This window comes from Streptomyces sp. CA-243310 (genome assembly GCF_050936775.1).
Lineage (GTDB): Bacteria > Actinomycetota > Actinomycetes > Streptomycetales > Streptomycetaceae > Streptomyces.
In genome coordinates, this window is record NZ_JBNJMF010000001.1 from 938,018 (window position 1) to 956,753 (window position 18,736).

Consider the following 18,736-nt stretch of genomic DNA (forward strand, 5'->3'; position numbering starts at 1 on the left):
TGGGACCGGTACGCGCGTAGTGAGTCCGAGCCCTCGGAAGGACCCCCTCTTGGCCGCCTCGCGCAACGCCTCGACCAATACGAACAACGGTGCCAGCACTGCCCCGCTGCGCATCTCCTTTGCAAAGATCAAGGAGCCCCTCGAGGTTCCGAACCTCCTGGCGCTGCAGACCGAGAGCTTTGACTGGCTGCTCGGGAACGCGGCCTGGAAGTCTCGCGTCGAGTCGGCGCTTGAGAGTGGACAGGACGTCCCCACCAAGTCCGGTCTGGAAGAGATCTTCGAGGAGATCTCGCCGATCGAGGACTTCTCCGGGTCGATGTCGCTGACCTTCCGCGACCACCGTTTCGAGCCGGCGAAGAACTCTGTCGACGAGTGCAAGGACCGCGACTTCACGTTCGCGGCTCCGCTGTTCGTCACTGCCGAGTTCACGAACAACGAGACCGGAGAGATCAAGTCTCAGACGGTCTTCATGGGCGATTTCCCGCTCATGACCAACAAGGGCACCTTCGTCATCAACGGCACCGAGCGTGTCGTCGTGTCGCAGCTTGTCCGTTCCCCCGGTGTCTACTTCGACTCCTCCATCGACAAGACGTCCGACAAGGACATCTTCGCCGCCAAGATCATCCCTTCCCGGGGTGCCTGGCTGGAGATGGAGATCGACAAGCGCGACATGGTCGGTGTCCGCATCGACCGCAAGCGCAAGCAGTCCGTCACCGTCCTCCTGAAGGCTCTCGGCTGGACCACCGAGCAGATCCTCGAGGAGTTCGGCGAGTACGAGTCCATGCGCGCCACCCTGGAGAAGGACCACACCCAGGGCCAGGACGACGCGCTGCTCGACATCTACCGCAAGCTGCGTCCGGGCGAACCGCCGACCCGCGAGGCCGCTCAGACGCTGCTCGAGAACCTCTACTTCAACCCGAAGCGCTACGACCTCGCCAAGGTCGGCCGCTACAAGGTGAACAAGAAGCTCGGCGCCGACGAGCCGCTCGACGCCGGTGTGCTGACCACCGACGACGTCATCGCGACCATCAAGTACCTGGTCAAGCTGCACGCCGGTGAGACCGAGACGACCGGCGAGTCCGGCCGTTCGATCGTCGTCGAGACCGACGACATCGACCACTTCGGCAACCGTCGTCTGCGCAACGTCGGCGAGCTCATCCAGAACCAGGTCCGCACGGGTCTGGCGCGCATGGAGCGCGTCGTCCGCGAGCGCATGACGACTCAGGACGTCGAGGCGATCACGCCGCAGACCCTGATCAACATCCGGCCGGTCGTCGCCTCCATCAAGGAGTTCTTCGGCACCAGCCAGCTGTCGCAGTTCATGGACCAGAACAACCCGCTGTCGGGTCTCACCCACAAGCGACGCCTGTCGGCGCTTGGCCCGGGTGGTCTCTCCCGTGAGCGGGCCGGCTTCGAGGTCCGTGACGTGCACCCGTCGCACTACGGCCGCATGTGCCCGATCGAGACCCCTGAAGGCCCGAACATCGGTCTGATCGGCTCGCTCGCGTCCTACGGCCGCGTCAACGCGTTCGGCTTCGTCGAGACCCCGTACCGCAAGGTCATCGACGGTGTCGTCACCGACGACGTCGACTACCTGACCGCCGACGAGGAAGACCGCTTCGTCATCGCCCAGGCCAACGCCGGCCTGTCCGACGACATGCGCTTCACCGAGAACCGCGTGCTGGTTCGCCGTCGTGGTGGCGAGATCGACTACATCGCCGGCGACGACGTCGACTACATGGACGTCTCCCCGCGCCAGATGGTGTCCGTCGCGACCGCGATGATCCCCTTCCTGGAGCACGACGACGCCAACCGTGCCCTCATGGGCGCGAACATGATGCGCCAGGCCGTTCCGCTCATCAAGGCGGAGGCGCCGCTCGTCGGCACCGGCATGGAGTACCGCTGCGCCGTCGACGCCGGTGACTCGATCCGTGCGGAGAAGGACGGTGTGGTCCAGGAGGTCTCGGCCGACTACATCACCGTCGCCAACGACGACGGCACGTACACCACGTACCGCGTCGCGAAGTTCTCCCGCTCGAACCAGGGCACCTCGGTCAACCAGAAGGTCATCGTCAACGAGGGTGACCGGATCATCGAGTCCCAGGTCCTCGCCGACGGTCCCGCGACCGAAGAGGGCGAAATGGCCCTCGGCAAGAACCTGCTCGTGGCGTTCATGCCCTGGGAAGGTCACAACTACGAGGACGCGATCATCCTGTCGCAGCGCCTCGTGCAGGACGACGTCCTCTCCTCGATCCACATCGAGGAGCACGAGGTCGACGCCCGTGACACCAAGCTGGGCCCCGAGGAGATCACCCGGGACATCCCGAACGTCTCCGAGGAGGTCCTCGCGGACCTCGACGAGCGCGGCATCATCCGCATCGGTGCGGACGTCGTCGCCGGCGACATCCTGGTCGGCAAGGTCACGCCCAAGGGTGAGACCGAGCTGACCCCGGAGGAGCGCCTGCTCCGCGCGATCTTCGGTGAGAAGGCCCGCGAGGTGCGTGACACCTCGCTCAAGGTTCCTCACGGTGAGATCGGCAAGGTCATCGGTGTCCGCGTCTTCGACCGCGAGGAGGGCGACGAGCTTCCTCCGGGCGTGAACCAGCTGGTCCGCGTCTACGTCGCCCAGAAGCGCAAGATCACCGACGGTGACAAGCTCGCCGGCCGCCACGGCAACAAGGGTGTCATCTCCAAGATCCTTCCGATCGAGGACATGCCCTTCCTTGAGGACGGCACGCCGGTCGACATCATCCTGAACCCCCTGGGTGTCCCGTCCCGAATGAACCCGGGACAGGTCCTGGAGATCCACCTCGGCTGGCTCGCCAGCCGCGGCTGGGACGTCTCCGGTCTCGCCGAGGAATGGGCCGAGCGACTGAAGGTCATCGGTGCCGACCGCGTCGAGCCCGGTACCAACGTCGCCACCCCGGTGTTCGACGGTGCCCGTGAGGACGAACTCGCCGGCCTCTTCGAGCACACCATCCCGAACCGTGACGGTGACCGCCTGGTCCTCCCGTCCGGCAAGGCGCGTCTGTTCGACGGCCGCTCCGGCGAGCCGTTCCCGGACCCGGTCTCCATCGGGTACATGTACATCCTCAAGCTCCACCACCTGGTCGACGACAAGCTCCACGCTCGGTCGACCGGTCCGTACTCGATGATCACGCAGCAGCCGCTGGGTGGTAAGGCGCAGTTCGGTGGCCAGCGCTTCGGTGAGATGGAGGTGTGGGCGCTCGAGGCTTATGGCGCCGCTTACGCCCTCCAGGAGCTGCTGACCATCAAGTCCGATGACGTCACCGGCCGCGTGAAGGTCTACGAGGCCATCGTCAAGGGCGAGAACATCCCCGAGCCGGGCATTCCCGAGTCCTTCAAGGTGCTCATCAAGGAAATGCAGTCGCTCTGCCTCAACGTGGAGGTGCTGTCCTCGGACGGCATGTCCATCGAGATGCGCGACACCGACGAGGACGTCTTCCGCGCGGCGGAGGAGCTCGGTATCGACCTGTCCCGGCGCGAGCCGAGCAGCGTCGAAGAGGTCTGACGGGCCTGACGGGGGGCTCGCTCAAGAGCCCCCCGTCATCCCCGGGACCGTTCAGACCATGATTGAGACTCGACCCCGAAAGAGGGATTGACGCACAGTGCTCGACGTCAACTTCTTCGACGAGCTGCGGATCGGCCTTGCCACCGCGGACGACATCCGAACCTGGTCGCACGGCGAGGTCAAGAAGCCGGAGACCATCAACTACCGCACCCTCAAGCCCGAGAAGGACGGACTCTTCTGCGAGAAGATCTTCGGTCCGACCCGGGACTGGGAGTGCTACTGCGGCAAGTACAAGCGTGTCCGCTTCAAGGGCATCATCTGCGAGCGCTGCGGCGTCGAGGTCACGCGCGCCAAGGTGCGTCGTGAGCGGATGGGCCACATCGAGCTTGCCGCTCCCGTCACCCACATCTGGTACTTCAAGGGCGTCCCGTCGCGCCTCGGATACCTGCTGGACCTCGCGCCGAAGGACCTCGAAAAGGTCATCTACTTCGCCGCGTACATGATCACGTTCGTCGACGACGAGCGTCGCACCCGCGACCTCCCGTCGCTGGAGGCGCACGTCTCCGTCGAGCGCCAGCAGATCGAGAACCGCCGTGACGCGGACCTCGAAGGCCGTGCCAAGAAGCTCGAGACCGACCTGGCCGAGCTCGAGGCCGAGGGCGCGAAGGCCGACGTACGCCGCAAGGTGCGCGAAGGTGCCGAGCGCGAGATGAAGCAGCTCCGTGACCGCGCCCAGCGCGAGATCGACCGCCTCGACGAGGTGTGGGCCCGCTTCAAGAACCTCAAGGTCCAGGACCTGGAGGGCGACGAGCTCCTCTACCGCGAGCTGCGTGACCGCTTCGGCACGTACTTCGACGGTTGCATGGGCGCCGCGGCGCTCCAGAAGCGCCTGGAGTCCTTCGACCTGGAGGAGGAGGCCGAGCGCCTCCGCGAGATCATCCGGACCGGCAAGGGCCAGAAGAAGACCCGTGCGCTCAAGCGCCTCAAGGTCGTCTCCGCGTTCCTGCAGACCAGCAACAAGCCCAAGGGCATGGTTCTGGACTGCGTTCCGGTCATCCCGCCGGACCTGCGTCCGATGGTGCAGCTGGACGGTGGCCGCTTCGCGACCTCCGACCTGAACGACCTGTACCGCCGTGTGATCAACCGCAACAACCGCCTGAAGCGCCTTCTCGACCTCGGTGCCCCCGAGATCATCGTGAACAACGAGAAGCGCATGCTCCAGGAGGCCGTCGACGCCCTCTTCGACAACGGTCGTCGTGGTCGCCCGGTCACCGGTCCCGGCAACCGTCCCCTGAAGTCCCTGAGCGACATGCTCAAGGGCAAGCAGGGTCGATTCCGTCAGAACCTCCTCGGCAAGCGCGTGGACTACTCCGCGCGTTCCGTGATCGTCGTCGGTCCCCAGCTGAAGCTGCACCAGTGTGGTCTGCCGAAGGCCATGGCGCTGGAGCTCTTCAAGCCGTTCGTGATGAAGCGCCTGGTCGACCTGAACCACGCGCAGAACATCAAGTCGGCGAAGCGCATGGTCGAGCGCGGCCGCACGGTCGTCTACGACGTGCTCGAAGAGGTCATCGCGGAGCACCCGGTTCTGCTGAACCGTGCGCCCACGCTGCACCGCCTCGGCATCCAGGCCTTCGAGCCCCAGCTGGTCGAAGGCAAGGCCATCCAGATCCACCCGCTCGTCTGCACCGCGTTCAACGCGGACTTCGACGGTGACCAGATGGCCGTGCACCTGCCGCTGTCGGCAGAGGCGCAGGCCGAGGCCCGCATCCTGATGCTGTCCTCTAACAACATCCTGAAGCCGGCAGACGGTCGTCCCGTCACCATGCCGACCCAGGACATGGTGCTGGGTCTGTTCTTCCTCACCACCGACGGCGAGCTCCGTGACGTCAAGGGCGAGGGCCGCGCGTTCGGCTCCACGGCCGAGGCGACCATGGCGTTCGACAACGGCGAGCTGGCCCTCCAGTCGGCCGTCGACATCCGCTTCCCGGTGGGCACCATCCCGCCGCGCGGCTGGGTGGCGCCGGTCGCCGAGGAAGGCGAGCAGGAGTTCCAGCCGGGCGACAGCTTCCGTCTGAAGACGACCCTGGGTCGCGCGCTCTTCAACGAGCTGCTTCCCGAGGACTACCCGTTCGTCGACTACTCGGTGGGCAAGAAGCAGCTCTCCGAGATCGTCAACGACCTGGCGGAGCGCTACCCCAAGGTCATCGTGGCGGCGACGCTCGACAACCTCAAGGCGGCCGGCTTCCACTGGGCGACCCGTTCGGGCGTCACCGTGGCCATCTCCGACGTCGTCGTGCCCGAGGCCAAGAAGGCCATCGTCAAGGGCTACGAGGAGCTGGACGAGAAGGTCCAGAAGCAGTACGAGCGCGGTCTGATCACCAAGGACGAGCGCACGCAGGAGCTCATCGCGATCTGGACCAAGGCGACCAACGAGGTTGCCGAGGCGATGAACGCGAACTTCCCCAAGACGAACCCCATCTTCATGATGGTTGACTCGGGTGCCCGAGGAAACATGATGCAGATGCGACAGATCGCCGGTATGCGTGGTCTGGTGTCGAACGCGAAGAACGAGACCATCCCGCGTCCGATCAAGGCGTCCTTCCGTGAGGGCCTCACCGTTCTGGAGTACTTCATCTCCACGCACGGTGCCCGTAAGGGTCTGGCGGACACCGCCCTGCGTACCGCCGACTCGGGTTACCTCACCCGTCGTCTGGTGGACGTCTCGCAGGACGTCATCATCCGCGAGGAGGACTGCGGCACCGAGCGCGGCCTCAAGCTCAAGATCGGTGTCAAGGACGAGGCCGGCGTTCTGCGCAAGGCCGACGACGTCGAGACCTCCATCTACGCCCGCATGCTGGCCGAGGACGTCGTCATCGACGGCAAGGTCATCGCGCCGGCCAACGTGGACCTCGGTGACGTGCTCATCGACGCCCTCATCGCGAACGGCGTCGAGGAGGTCAAGACCCGCTCGGTCCTGACCTGTGAGTCCGCGGTCGGCACCTGTGCCTTCTGCTACGGACGCTCGCTCGCCACCGGCAAGCTGGTCGACATCGGTGAGGCGGTCGGCATCATCGCCGCCCAGTCCATCGGTGAGCCCGGTACCCAGCTGACGATGCGTACCTTCCACACCGGTGGTGTGGCCGGTGACGACATCACGCAGGGTCTGCCGCGTGTCGTCGAGCTCTTCGAGGCCCGTACCCCGAAGGGTGTCGCCCCGATCTCCGAGGCCGCCGGTCGCGTGCGGATCGAGGAGACCGAGAAGACGAAGAAGATCGTCATCACGCCCGACGACGGCAGCGAGGAGACGGCGTTCCCGATCTCCAAGCGCGCCAAGGTCATCGTGCACGAGGGCGACCACGTCGAGGTGGGCCAGAAGCTCACCATGGGTGCCACCAACCCGCACGACGTGCTGCGCATCCTCGGTCAGCGCGCGGTCCAGGTCCACCTGGTCGGCGAAGTCCAGAAGGTCTACAACTCGCAGGGCGTGTCGATCCACGACAAGCACATCGAGATCATCATTCGGCAGATGCTCCGCCGCGTGACGATCATCGAGTCCGGCGACGCGGAGCTCCTGCCGGGCGAGCTGGTCGAGCGGTCGAAGTTCGAGACCGAGAACCGTCGTGTGGTCACCGAGGGCGGTCACCCCGCCTCCGGCCGTCCGCAGCTGATGGGTATCACCAAGGCCTCGCTCGCCACCGAGTCGTGGCTGTCGGCGGCGTCCTTCCAGGAGACGACCAGGGTTCTGACGGACGCGGCGATCAACGCCAAGTCCGACTCCCTGATCGGCCTCAAGGAGAACGTCATCATCGGTAAGCTCATCCCGGCCGGTACGGGTCTGTCCCGCTACCGCAACATCCGGGTCGAGCCCACCGAGGAAGCCAAGGCCGCGATGTACTCGGCCGTCGGCTACGACGACATCGACTACTCGCCCTTCGGCACCGGCTCCGGCCAGGCTGTCCCGCTGGAGGACTACGACTACGGCCCGTACAACGGCTAAGAGTCACCGAGAAAGCCCCCCGTCGCTCCGAGAGGAGCGGCGGGGGGCTTCTTCGTGTTCGTGGGCGGCCGTCCCGTCCGGGGCCGTACGGGGGCCGCACGGGGGCCGTACGACGCCGGCGCCCCCCGAGAGTCCGGGGGGCGCCGGGTGACGGCCGCGGGCCGGGGGCACGGCCGGGTGTCAGGGCTTGTGGATGTCCTCGACGCCGTAGTACTTGGAGACGCACTGGGCGACCCAGTCCTTGTCCTTGTTCTTGGTGAAGTACGGCTCGGCGAGCTTCCCGATGTAGGACGGCTTGTACATCACGTCCGTCGCACCGCGGGAGACCTCCTTGCGGATCCGGGCGTCCTGCTTGTCCCACACCAGGGAGCGGTAGACGGTGTCCTTGGTCATCTCCTGCACGGCGGGCACGAGCGCGCCCACGGAGGCGACGGTGAACCCGGCGGCGAGGACCACGACGAGGGCGCCCGGGAGCGGGCTGCCGCGGTCGACGGAGGCGAGCCGGACGCCGATGGCGCGGCCGGCCAGGATCCCGTACAGGCACAGGGTCATCAGGAACGGGACCATGAAGCTGTTCCAGGTCCGCGCGTAGGTCCAGCCGGTGGGGCCGTAGCCGTTGTTCAGGGCCATGGCCACCACGAACGAGGCGAGCATCAGGACCGGCACCGGCAGGACGATCAGCAGCACCTTCAGGCGGCCCGGGATCGCGGTGACGCGCTCGGCGCCCGCGGGGGAGAGGTAGGCGACGGCCAGACCGATCAGGAGGCCCGCGGCGACGGCACCGAGGTAGGCCCACTGGCCGCCGATGGCGTCCCAGATGTTGCCCCAGTCCTCGAAGGACTTGCGCAGGGCCTTACCGGAGAGCACCGAGTCGGAGGGCGGCTGCACCGAGCGGCGCCACTTCGCGCCGGGGGAGGTGTACAGCACGGCCAGTCCGACGAGGCTGCTGACGCAGTACGTGGCGAGCCAGGTGAACGACCACCAGGTACGGGCGAGGCCCACCTTCGGGATGCTCAGCAGCATGGCCACGCCCATGAACAGCCCGCCCACGATGGTGAAGGGCTCGCTCAGGGTGCCGATGCCGAAGCCGATCAGGACGGCGGCGGCGAGGGCGAGGCGGCGCGGCCAGGCGCGGCCCGAACGACCGGCCCAGACGGCGATGAGCACGGCCCAGATGCCGATGATGGCGGGGACCGTGTGCGAGATCGTGGCCGGGGCCCACAGCAGGGCCTGGTAGTTGCGGGTGCCCGCGAAGGAGAAGAGGGCGGTCACCACGACGGACGCCGCGATCAGCACCGCGATCGGCACCTGCCAGCCGAACGCGCGCAGGCCGACGCGGGCCAGCATCACCAGGCCGGCGCCCATCGTCAGGATGATGAGGGTGGGCATGACCTTCGTGCCGAGGATTCCGTCGGAGTAGACGATCCCGCTCATGAAGGCGTTGGTGAGCCGGCCGTTCTGCGTGTTGTAGAAGTCGGCGGTGATCCCGAAGATGCCCATGTCGCGGGCCTTCCAGGCGGCGCACCAGTCATCCGAGGTGGGGCGGACGTAGAGGCCCAGGAAGGCGCCGACGGCCAGCAGGGCCGAGGCGGCGAGGGCGATGACGACTGCGGCGTACGCCACGAGCGGACGCAGGCGTTCTCGTATGGAATCGAGCGGCATTCGGGATCTTTCGCGACGGGGCCGTTCCGCGGCGGCCGCGCGCCGTGCCACAGGAGGCGAGAACGGCGTCTGGGACCGGGGATGATCGGGTAGAAGTCTAGACTTCGCGCCCCTGTCGCTCTCACCTCCTCGGCGCGCCGCGCGGCGGTCCGCAGGTCGGGAGGTCGTCGGCCTGCGTCGAAGGTGCCCGGGAGCATTTGTTTTGACCGGAGTGAGTGAGGTAGGTACGCTCATACCTTGTGCCTGGGGTGTGTCTGGTTCCCGTGCGTGTCCATCAACCGCACGAGGGACGAATCAGCCACCGCGATCCAAGCGTTTCCGTGCATGCACGGAGGTCCGCCGGATCCGACACACCCGACCGCGTGGGTCGGAGAAGTTCCAGGTTAGTTTCACTACACGGCACACAGAAACCGGAGAAGTAGTGCCTACGATCCAGCAGCTGGTCCGGAAGGGCCGGCAGGACAAGGTCGAGAAGACCAAGACCCCCGCGCTTGAGGCTTCGCCCCAGCGCCGTGGCGTCTGCACGCGTGTGTTCACGACCACCCCGAAGAAGCCGAACTCGGCCCTCCGTAAGGTCGCGCGTGTGCGTCTGACCTCCGGTATCGAGGTCACGGCCTACATTCCGGGTGAGGGGCACAACCTGCAGGAGCACTCGATCGTGCTCGTGCGTGGTGGCCGTGTGAAGGACCTGCCGGGTGTTCGTTACAAGATCATCCGCGGTGCGCTTGACACGCAGGCTGTCAAGAACCGCAAGCAGGCCCGCAGCCGCTACGGCGCCAAGAAGGAGAAGTAAGAATGCCTCGTAAGGGCCCCGCCCCGAAGCGCCCGGTCATCATCGACCCGGTCTACGCATCTCCTCTGGTGACGTCGCTCATCAACAAGCTCCTCCTGGACGGCAAGCGCTCCACCGCCGAGCGCATCGTCTACGGCGCCATGGAAGGCCTCCGCGAGAAGACCGGCGCTGACCCGGTCATCACGCTGAAGCGCGCGCTGGAGAACGTCAAGCCGTCCCTCGAGGTCAAGTCCCGCCGTGTCGGTGGCGCCACCTACCAGGTGCCGATCGAGGTCAAGCCCGGTCGTGCGGCCACCCTCGCGCTGCGTTGGGTCGTGGGTTACTCCCGCGCCCGCCGCGAGAAGACCATGACCGAGCGCCTCATGAACGAGCTGCTCGACGCCTCCAACGGTCTTGGCGCTGCCGTCAAGAAGCGCGAGGACACGCACAAGATGGCCGAGTCCAACAAGGCCTTCGCGCACTACCGCTGGTAGTCCCACCCCACATCGAGACCGAGAGAAGACCGAAGCCTTATGGCTACCACTTCGCTTGACCTGGCCAAGGTCCGCAACATCGGGATCATGGCCCACATCGACGCGGGCAAGACGACCACCACCGAGCGCATCCTGTTCTACACCGGTGTGTCGTACAAGATCGGTGAGGTCCACGACGGCGCCGCCACGATGGACTGGATGGAGCAGGAGCAGGAGCGTGGTATCACCATCACGTCTGCCGCGACGACCTGCCACTGGCCCCTCGAAGACGTTGACCACACCATCAACATCATCGACACCCCGGGCCACGTCGACTTCACCGTCGAGGTGGAGCGTTCGCTCCGCGTCCTCGACGGCGCCGTCACCGTCTTCGACGGTGTCGCCGGTGTCGAGCCGCAGTCCGAGACGGTCTGGCGTCAGGCCGACCGTTACGGCGTGCCGCGCATCTGCTTCGTGAACAAGCTGGACCGTACCGGCGCCGAGTTCTTCCGCTGCGTTGACATGATCACGGACCGCCTCGGCGCGACCCCGATCGTCATGCAGCTCCCGATCGGCGCCGAGATGGACTTCCAGGGCGTTGTCGACCTGGTGCGCATGAAGGCCCTCGTCTGGTCCGCCGAAGCCTCCAAGGGCGAGATGTACGACGTCGTCGACATCCCCGCCTCGCACACCGAGCTCGCCGAGGAATGGCGCGGCAAGCTCGTCGAGGCCGTCGCGGAGAACGACGAAGAGCTGATGGAACTGTTCCTGGAGGGCGTCGAGCCCACCGAGGAGCAGCTCTACGCCGCTGTTCGTCGTATCACCATCGCGTCCGGCAAGGGCGGCGACACCACCGTCACCCCCGTGTTCTGCGGCACCGCGTTCAAGAACAAGGGCGTTCAGCCCCTGCTCGACGCCGTCGTGCGCTACCTGCCCTCCCCCCTGGACGTCGAGGCCATCGAAGGCCACGACGTCAAGGACCCGGAGGCCGTGGTCAAGCGCAAGCCGTCCGACTCCGAGCCGCTGTCGGCCCTCGCGTTCAAGATCGCGAGCGACCCGCACCTCGGCAAGCTCACCTTCGTCCGGATCTACTCCGGTCGCCTGGAGGCCGGCACCGCGGTGCTGAACTCCGTCAAGGGCAAGAAGGAGCGCATCGGCAAGATCTACCGCATGCACGCGAACAAGCGTGAGGAGATCGACTCGGTGGGCGCCGGCGACATCGTCGCCGTCATGGGCCTGAAGCAGACCACCACCGGTGAGACGCTGTGTGACGACAAGAACCCGGTCATCCTGGAGTCCATGGACTTCCCGGCCCCGGTCATTCAGGTCGCCATCGAGCCCAAGTCCAAGGGTGACCAGGAGAAGCTGGGTGTTGCCATCCAGCGTCTCGCGGAGGAGGACCCCTCCTTCCAGGTTCACTCGGACGAGGAGACCGGCCAGACCATCATCGGTGGTATGGGCGAGCTTCACCTCGACATCCTCGTCGACCGCATGCGTCGCGAGTTCAAGGTCGAGGCGAACGTCGGCAAGCCGCAGGTGGCCTACCGCGAGACGATCCGCAAGACCGTCGAGCGTCACGACTACACCCACAAGAAGCAGACCGGTGGTACCGGTCAGTTCGCCAAGGTGCAGATCGCGATCGAGCCCATCGAGGGTGGCGAGGCGACCTACGAGTTCGTGAACAAGGTCACCGGTGGCCGCATCCCGCGTGAGTACATCCCCTCCGTGGATGCCGGTGCGCAGGAAGCCATGAAGTTCGGCATCCTCGCCGGCTACGAGATGACCGGCGTCCGCGTCATTCTTCTCGACGGTGGCTACCACGAGGTCGACTCCTCCGAACTCGCGTTCAAGATCGCCGGTTCGCAGGCCTTCAAGGAGGCCGCGCGCAAGGCTTCTCCCGTGCTCCTTGAGCCGATGATGGCCGTTGAGGTCACCACGCCCGAGGACTACATGGGTGAGGTCATCGGCGACATCAACTCTCGCCGTGGCCAGATTCAGGCCATGGAGGAGCGTCACGGTGCTCGCATCGTGAAGGGCCTCGTGCCGCTTTCGGAGATGTTCGGCTACGTCGGAGACCTCCGCAGCAAGACCTCGGGTCGCGCCAGCTACTCGATGCAGTTCGACTCCTACGCCGAGGTTCCCCGGAACGTCGCTGAGGAGATCATCGCGAAGGCCAAGGGCGAGTAACTCTTCCGAGTACACGCTTTAGGCTTGTCACCGGAGCCTCTGGGGCAACAGGAGCAAACCTCCCGCTGCCCCGGGGGAACCGGCTATCCAGCAAAGATCACCTGGCGCCGATCTGTAAGGCGTACAGAACCACTCTCCAGGAGGACCCCCGTGGCGAAGGCGAAGTTCGAGCGGACTAAGCCGCACGTCAACATCGGCACCATCGGTCACATTGACCACGGTAAGACGACCCTCACGGCCGCCATTACCAAGGTGCTGCATGACGCGTACCCGGACCTGAACGAGGCCTCGGCCTTCGACCAGATCGACAAGGCTCCTGAGGAGCGCCAGCGCGGTATCACCATCTCCATCGCGCACGTCGAGTACCAGACCGAGGCGCGTCACTACGCCCACGTCGACTGCCCCGGTCACGCGGACTACATCAAGAACATGATCACGGGTGCCGCGCAGATGGACGGCGCGATCCTCGTGGTTGCCGCCACCGACGGCCCGATGCCGCAGACCAAGGAGCACGTGCTCCTGGCCCGCCAGGTCGGCGTTCCCTACATCGTCGTCGCGCTGAACAAGGCCGACATGGTGGACGACGAGGAGATCCTGGAGCTCGTTGAGCTCGAGGTCCGTGAGCTGCTCTCCGAGTACGACTTCCCGGGCGACGACCTTCCGGTCGTTCAGGTCTCCGCGCTCAAGGCTCTTGAGGGCGACAAGGAGTGGGGCGAGAAGCTTCTCGGCCTGATGGCCGCGGTCGACGAGTCGATCCCGACCCCTCCGCGTGACACCGAGAAGCCGTTCCTGATGCCCGTCGAGGACGTCTTCACGATCACCGGTCGTGGCACCGTCGTCACCGGTCGTATCGAGCGTGGTGTCCTGAAGGTCAACGAGACCGTTGACATCATCGGCATCAAGCAGGAGAAGACCACCACCACGGTCACCGGCATCGAGATGTTCCGCAAGCTGCTCGACGAGGGCCAGGCGGGCGAGAACGTCGGTCTGCTCCTCCGTGGCATCAAGCGCGAGGACGTCGAGCGCGGCCAGGTCATCATCAAGCCCGGTTCGGTCACGCCGCACACCGAGTTCGAGGCCGCCGCGTACATCCTGTCGAAGGACGAGGGTGGCCGTCACACCCCGTTCTTCAACAACTACCGCCCGCAGTTCTACTTCCGTACCACGGACGTGACGGGCGTTGTGACCCTCCCCGAGGGCACCGAGATGGTCATGCCCGGTGACAACACCGACATGACGGTCAACCTCATCCAGCCTGTCGCGATGGAAGAGGGCCTGAAGTTCGCCATCCGTGAGGGTGGTCGTACCGTCGGCGCCGGCCAGGTCACCAAGATCACGAAGTAATTTCGCGGTCTGACCTGGTGGCTCGCGAGAGCGGGCACCACGTTTGACAGAGGGGCTCCCTCCCCGACGCTTCGGCGTCGGGGAGGGAGCCCTTCGTCGTACCCGGGGCGAAGCCGTACCCGGTGCGAAGGGGAAGGGGTGGGCTGGGGCCAGGCGGCCGGCGGGTCGGGCCCCTGCTGCGTCCTGGACCGGGGTTTCCGGGGCGGGGGAGGAGGGCGTGGCCGGGGGGTGTCACGGGGGGCGCCGGGGGCGCCGTCCCGGCTTCCGTGGCCTCGGCCAGGCAGCCGGGGCGGTCGTAGGACACGGTCCGGGTGACGGCCTGGCCGCCGGTGAGCCGTACGCGGGTCCGCTCCAGGTACCCGTGCAGCTCCAGCTCCCGCAGGGCGGCGGCGGTGCGGTACTCGCTCTCGGGGAAGCGGGGGGCGAGGCCCAGGATGCCGATGCGGGCGCCCGTCGGCAGCGACTGGATGTGGACCGCGAGACCGATCGCGACGAGCGACATCTCGGGGTGCCGGGCGAGGTGGTTGCCGACCACGGTGAAGCGCCGGGTGTGGCGGACGTTGACGTGGATGACACCTGATCGAGGGGTGTCGCCCGGATTCCGCCCGGGGGTGCGCACGACGGCGGTACTCTTCTGGCCATCCATCGGGAAGCTCTACTTCCTTGCTGGTAGGCCCCCGCCGGGATTGCGAGTCCCGTCGGGGGCCGACGCATGTCTGGAGTTGTCGCGGCGAGAATGTGCCCGACAACTCCCTTGCAGGCCTGCCCAGTTGGCGTAGTCCACTCGTGTGAGCGACGCACCCTCCGCGGGAGGCTGGAGGGGTCTGGCGTGGTTCTTTCGCTTCCGGAGCACTCGCACCAGACGTCGAGGCCCACCAGGTCGCCGCCCACCGTGTCGTGGCCTTCGCGACCCGGTCGCGGCGTGCGCCGAGGACGGCCGGCGGCTCGGACGACCACCCCTGCGGAGCGGCGGGCAGGGCGGCGCGGTCGGACGTGGCGCCGACTCCTCCGGAACCCGAACCCCCGGGCCGGGAAGGGTGGTTCGCCCCCCCCTCGGGCCCCGCGGGAGCGAGCTGTACGGGGTGTGCGAGGATCCGCAGCGCATGAGTTGGATCTTCACAGGGGCGGGGACATGGGCAACAACGACGACGCCGGCAGACCGGGCGTTTCCGACGAGGCGTGGGAGCGGTTCGTGCGGGAGTCCGGGGCCGGGGGAGGGTCCGCCCCGCACGAGCCGTCCGCCCGGGCGCGGATGGTGACCGAGCGGCTGCGCCGGGAGGACGAGGCGCGGGCCGCGGCGGAGCGGGGAGGGTGGCGGGGGCGCCGGGCCCGGGAGGCCCGTCGGGCCGCAGAACCGGAGGGGTGGCGCACCGGACCCGCGTGGCAGGGGCGGGACGGGGGCAGGACGGGCAACCGGCGGCTCAAGGCGGGCGCGGGCATCGTGTTCATCGCCGCCCTGGCCCTGGTCGTCGTACGGCCGGAGCTGCTCATCGACCGGCTGACGGGCAAGGCCGACCAGGAGGCGGCCTCGGCCGCGCCGCTGCCCGGGGAGTCGGTGCGACCCACGGGGCCCCCGCCCGAGGCGTTCCCCGACCAGCCGACCCTGAGCGAGCCGTTCAGGGGCTCCCCGGCCCTCCGGTGGGCCGACGGCGCGGCCGGCATCGAGGTCCCCGAGGCGAAGGCCCTGGCGGGGCTGTCCCGGGAGCAGGTGGCGGACGGGCTCGCCAGGACCCGGCAGCTGCTGACCGCGGCCAACCTGGATCCGAACACCCTCCGCGGCGGGCACCCCCGCGCGGCCCTGGAGATGCTGGACCCGCTCCAACCGTCAGGCCGAGGCCTGCTGGAACGCGCGCTCGCGAAGCCCTCCGCGGACGAGGACCCGCTCTCGCTCTTCAGCCGGTTCGACCCGGCCGAGGTGCGACCGTACGGCGAGGTCGTCAAGACGCGCGGGCGCATGTGGTTCGACAGCGCCCGTGCGGGTGAGGTGCAGGTGCACACCGACTACACCTTCGTCTACCCGGTGGTGAAGGCCGCGCCCGGCTCGCAGGAGGTGGCGCGCACCATCGTGCGCCGCGAACTCACGGTGGCGGTGTCCGATCCCCGGTTGATCGAGGTGACCCCGGGAACGCTGACGATCGTCACGTGGTCGGAGACGGCCGGCAACGACGACTGCGACCGGAGCGGCACCGGCTACCTGCACCCGACGTTCCGCACGGACGCGAGGGCGCTGCCGGGCGCGGGCCCCTCGGGTCCGCGCACGGATCCGTACGACCGCAGCCAGGACATCTCGCGGCTGCCGACGGAGTGCGGGACGGTCTCGCGCTCCTGACCAGGGGCCCGGCGCGGACCCCCGTCGCGCGGCACGGTTTGACGTGCCTGCGTGGCGAGGTATTGTTCTGCGCCCGATTGGCGCAGTACGTGTCTTGTATGGCAGACTACTCAAGTTGCTCGGTTGAGTGCCGATGCTGCGCGCCTCCCGCCGGGAGGACCGGAAGCGAGTCCCACAGTACTCGTCGCCCTTACCTGCCCCTCAGGGCAGCAATGGGGGCGGACGTACGGGAATCTTCTGGGAAGTGTCAGCACGGTGCGGACCAGGCACCCGGTGGGTGTTTCTCCCCCGAACCGCGGTCTTGGGACCGCACCCCCTTGGACGAGGGAATTTCCGTATGGGAATTTTCTGTAGAGGGAGTGCGACACGCCCGACCGCGTGGGTCGGAGGGAAGCGGTGGAGAGATCCACAGCCGCCCGGGAGCCAGAGCGTTTCCACAACAGACAGGACTACGGAGTAGCCATGGCGGGACAGAAGATCCGCATCCGGCTCAAGGCCTACGACCACGAGGTCATCGATTCGTCGGCGAAGAAGATCGTCGAGACGGTGACGCGCACTGGTGCGTCGGTCGCGGGCCCGGTGCCGCTGCCCACTGAGAAGAACGTGTACTGCGTCATCAAGTCGCCGCACAAGTACAAGGACTCGCGCGAGCACTTCGAGATGCGCACGCACAAGCGCCTGATCGACATCCTCGACCCGACCCCCAAGACCGTTGACTCGCTGATGCGCCTGGACCTTCCGGCCGGCGTTGACATCGAGATCAAGCTCTGAGAGGCGTCGAGAAGATGGCAAAGCAGATCAAGGGCGTCCTGGGCGAGAAGCTCGGCATGACCCAGGTCTGGGACGAGAACAACCGTGTCGTCCCGGTGACCGTGGTCAAGGCCGGACCCTGCGTCGTTACCCAGGTCCGTAAGAACGACATCGACGGCTACGAGTCGGTCCAGATCGCCTTCGGCGAAATCGACCCTCGCAAGGTGAACAAGCCCCTCAAGGGTCACTTCGCCAAGGCCGACGTCACCCCCCGCCGCCACCTGGTGGAGCTCCGCACCTCCGACGCCGGCGAGTACACGCTCGGCCAGGAGATCACCGCCGCTGTGTTCGAGTCGGGCGTCAAGGTCGACGTCACGGGCAACAGCAAGGGCAAGGGCTTCGCCGGTGTCATGAAGCGTCACAACTTCAAGGGCCTCGGTGCCGGTCACGGTGTCCAGCGCAAGCACCGCTCCCCCGGTTCGATCGGTGGCTGCGCCACCCCTGGGCGTGTCTTCAAGGGCATGCGCATGGCCGGTCGTATGGGCAACGAGCGCGTCACCACCCAGAACCTGACCATCCACGCGGTTGACGCGGAGAAGGGTCTGCTCCTCATCAAGGGCGCGGTCCCCGGTCCGAACGGCGGCCTCGTCCTGGTCCGTACCGCGGCCAAGGGGGCTTGAGGTAATGAGCACCATTGACATCCTTTCGCCGGCAGGCGACAAGGCCGGTACCGTCGAGCTCCCCGCGGAGATCTTCGACGCGAAGACCAGCGTTCCGCTGATCCACCAGGTCGTTGTCGCTCAGCTGGCTGCTGCCCGTCAGGGCACGCACAAGACCAAGCGTCGTGGCGAAGTCCGTGGTGGTGGCCGCAAGCCGTACCGCCAGAAGGGCACCGGCCGCGCTCGCCAGGGTTCGACCCGCGCTCCGCAGTTCGTCGGCGGTGGCGTCGTCCACGGCCCGCAGCCGCGTGACTACTCCCAGCGGACCCCGAAGAAGATGAAGGTCGCCGCCCTCCGCGGTGCCCTCTCGGACCGCGCGCGTCACTCCCGCATCCACGTCGTTTCCGGCGTGGTCGAGGGTGCCGCCTCCACGAAGGCCGCCAAGACGCTGTTCGGCAAGATCTCGGAGCGCAAGAACCTGCTCCTGGTCGTCGACCGTGCCGACGAGGCCGCGTGGCTGTCCGCCCGCAACCTGCCCCAGGTTCACATCCTGGAGCCGGGCCAGCTGAACACGTACGACGTGATCGTCTCTGACGACGTGGTCTTCACTCAGGCCGCTTTCGAGTCCTTCGTGTCTGGCCCCAAGGCCGATGAGACCGAAGGGAGCGACGCCTGATGTCTGAGGCGACCGTTACCAGCAAGACCTTCACTGACCCGCGCGACCTGCTGATCAAGCCGGTTGTCTCGGAGAAGAGCTACGCGCTGCTGGACGAGAACAAGTACACGTTCATCGTCGCGCCTGGCGCCAACAAGACCCAGATCAAGCAGGCCGTCGAGGCGGTCTTCTCGGTCAAGGTCACCGGGGTCAACACGATCAACCGTCAGGGTAAGCGCAAGCGCACCAAGACCGGTTTCGGCAAGCGCGCGAACACCAAGCGCGCCATCGTGACCCTCGCTGAGGGCGACCGAATCGACATCTTCGGCGGCCAGGCCTCCTAACGGAGTCCTGAGTCGTCCGGAATCGGACGAGG

General features: G+C 66.9%; 13 protein-coding genes. 11 read left to right on the plus strand and 2 right to left on the minus strand.

The window, feature by feature from the left end; genetic code table 11:
- The first annotated feature begins 49 nt into the window (after nt 1–49).
- Both rpoB and ACQEVM_RS04480 read left to right on the plus strand, forming a co-directional pair.
- A complete protein-coding gene (gene rpoB, locus ACQEVM_RS04475) occupies nt 50–3,532 on the plus strand; it encodes a DNA-directed RNA polymerase subunit beta (RefSeq protein WP_404132212.1) in 3,483 nt (1,160 codons plus the stop codon).
- 97 nt (nt 3,533–3,629) lie between these two features.
- Nucleotides 3,630–7,529, plus strand: a complete 3,900-nt coding sequence (locus ACQEVM_RS04480) for a DNA-directed RNA polymerase subunit beta' (protein WP_433075178.1) — start codon at nt 3,630–3,632, stop codon at nt 7,527–7,529.
- A gap of 180 nt (nt 7,530–7,709) precedes the next feature.
- Here ACQEVM_RS04480 and ACQEVM_RS04485 read toward each other — a convergent pair whose 3' ends face one another.
- Nucleotides 7,710–9,191: a DUF6056 family protein gene (locus tag ACQEVM_RS04485; RefSeq protein ID WP_433075181.1), complete on the minus strand. Its 1,482-nt coding sequence runs from the start codon at nt 9,189–9,191 to the stop codon at nt 7,710–7,712.
- Between the two features lie 421 nt (nt 9,192–9,612).
- Between ACQEVM_RS04485 and rpsL the strand changes: the two genes are divergently transcribed.
- From rpsL to tuf, 4 genes are all read left to right on the plus strand, one after another.
- Nucleotides 9,613–9,984 carry a 30S ribosomal protein S12 gene (gene rpsL / locus ACQEVM_RS04490; protein WP_007265893.1) on the plus strand — a complete coding sequence of 124 codons (372 nt, stop codon included), beginning with the start codon at nt 9,613–9,615 and terminating at the stop codon, nt 9,982–9,984.
- Nucleotides 9,985–9,986: 2 nt separating this feature from the next.
- Nucleotides 9,987–10,457: a 30S ribosomal protein S7 gene (gene rpsG, locus ACQEVM_RS04495; protein ID WP_433075185.1), complete on the plus strand. Its 471-nt coding sequence runs from the start codon at nt 9,987–9,989 to the stop codon at nt 10,455–10,457.
- Between the two features lie 39 nt (nt 10,458–10,496).
- Nucleotides 10,497–12,623: an elongation factor G gene (gene fusA, locus ACQEVM_RS04500; RefSeq protein ID WP_433075188.1), complete on the plus strand. Its 2,127-nt coding sequence runs from the start codon at nt 10,497–10,499 to the stop codon at nt 12,621–12,623.
- A gap of 150 nt (nt 12,624–12,773) precedes the next feature.
- Nucleotides 12,774–13,967 carry an elongation factor Tu gene (gene tuf, locus ACQEVM_RS04505; RefSeq protein ID WP_053682624.1) on the plus strand — a complete coding sequence of 398 codons (1,194 nt, stop codon included), beginning with the start codon at nt 12,774–12,776 and terminating at the stop codon, nt 13,965–13,967.
- Here the strand turns inward: tuf and ACQEVM_RS04510 are convergent.
- Nucleotides 13,957–14,613: a hypothetical protein gene (locus ACQEVM_RS04510; RefSeq protein WP_433075192.1), complete on the minus strand. Its 657-nt coding sequence runs from the start codon at nt 14,611–14,613 to the stop codon at nt 13,957–13,959. The genes tuf and ACQEVM_RS04510 overlap by 11 nt on opposite strands.
- Before the next feature lie 486 nt (nt 14,614–15,099).
- Here ACQEVM_RS04510 and ACQEVM_RS04515 point away from each other — a divergent pair, with 486 nt between their 5' ends.
- The 5 genes from ACQEVM_RS04515 to rplW all read left to right on the plus strand — a co-directional run bounded on the left by ACQEVM_RS04515 (nt 15,100) and on the right by rplW (nt 18,704).
- Complete coding sequence (locus ACQEVM_RS04515) at nt 15,100–16,296, plus strand: hypothetical protein (protein ID WP_433075195.1); 1,197 nt, start codon at nt 15,100–15,102, stop codon at nt 16,294–16,296.
- Nucleotides 16,297–16,758: 462 nt separating this feature from the next.
- Nucleotides 16,759–17,067, plus strand: a complete 309-nt coding sequence (gene rpsJ / locus ACQEVM_RS04520; RefSeq protein ID WP_003948644.1) for a 30S ribosomal protein S10 — start codon at nt 16,759–16,761, stop codon at nt 17,065–17,067.
- A gap of 14 nt (nt 17,068–17,081) precedes the next feature.
- Complete coding sequence (gene rplC, locus ACQEVM_RS04525) at nt 17,082–17,726, plus strand: 50S ribosomal protein L3 (RefSeq protein ID WP_053682621.1); 645 nt, start codon at nt 17,082–17,084, stop codon at nt 17,724–17,726.
- A gap of 4 nt (nt 17,727–17,730) precedes the next feature.
- On the plus strand, nt 17,731–18,381 hold the full coding sequence (rplD, locus tag ACQEVM_RS04530) for a 50S ribosomal protein L4 (RefSeq protein WP_433075198.1): 651 nt from the start codon (nt 17,731–17,733) through the stop codon (nt 18,379–18,381).
- Entirely contained in the window at nt 18,381–18,704 is a 324-nt protein-coding gene (rplW, locus tag ACQEVM_RS04535; protein ID WP_037792012.1) for a 50S ribosomal protein L23, read from the plus strand. Before rplD ends, rplW begins: the two co-directional genes overlap by 1 nt.
- Nucleotides 18,705–18,736: the final 32 nt, after the last annotated feature.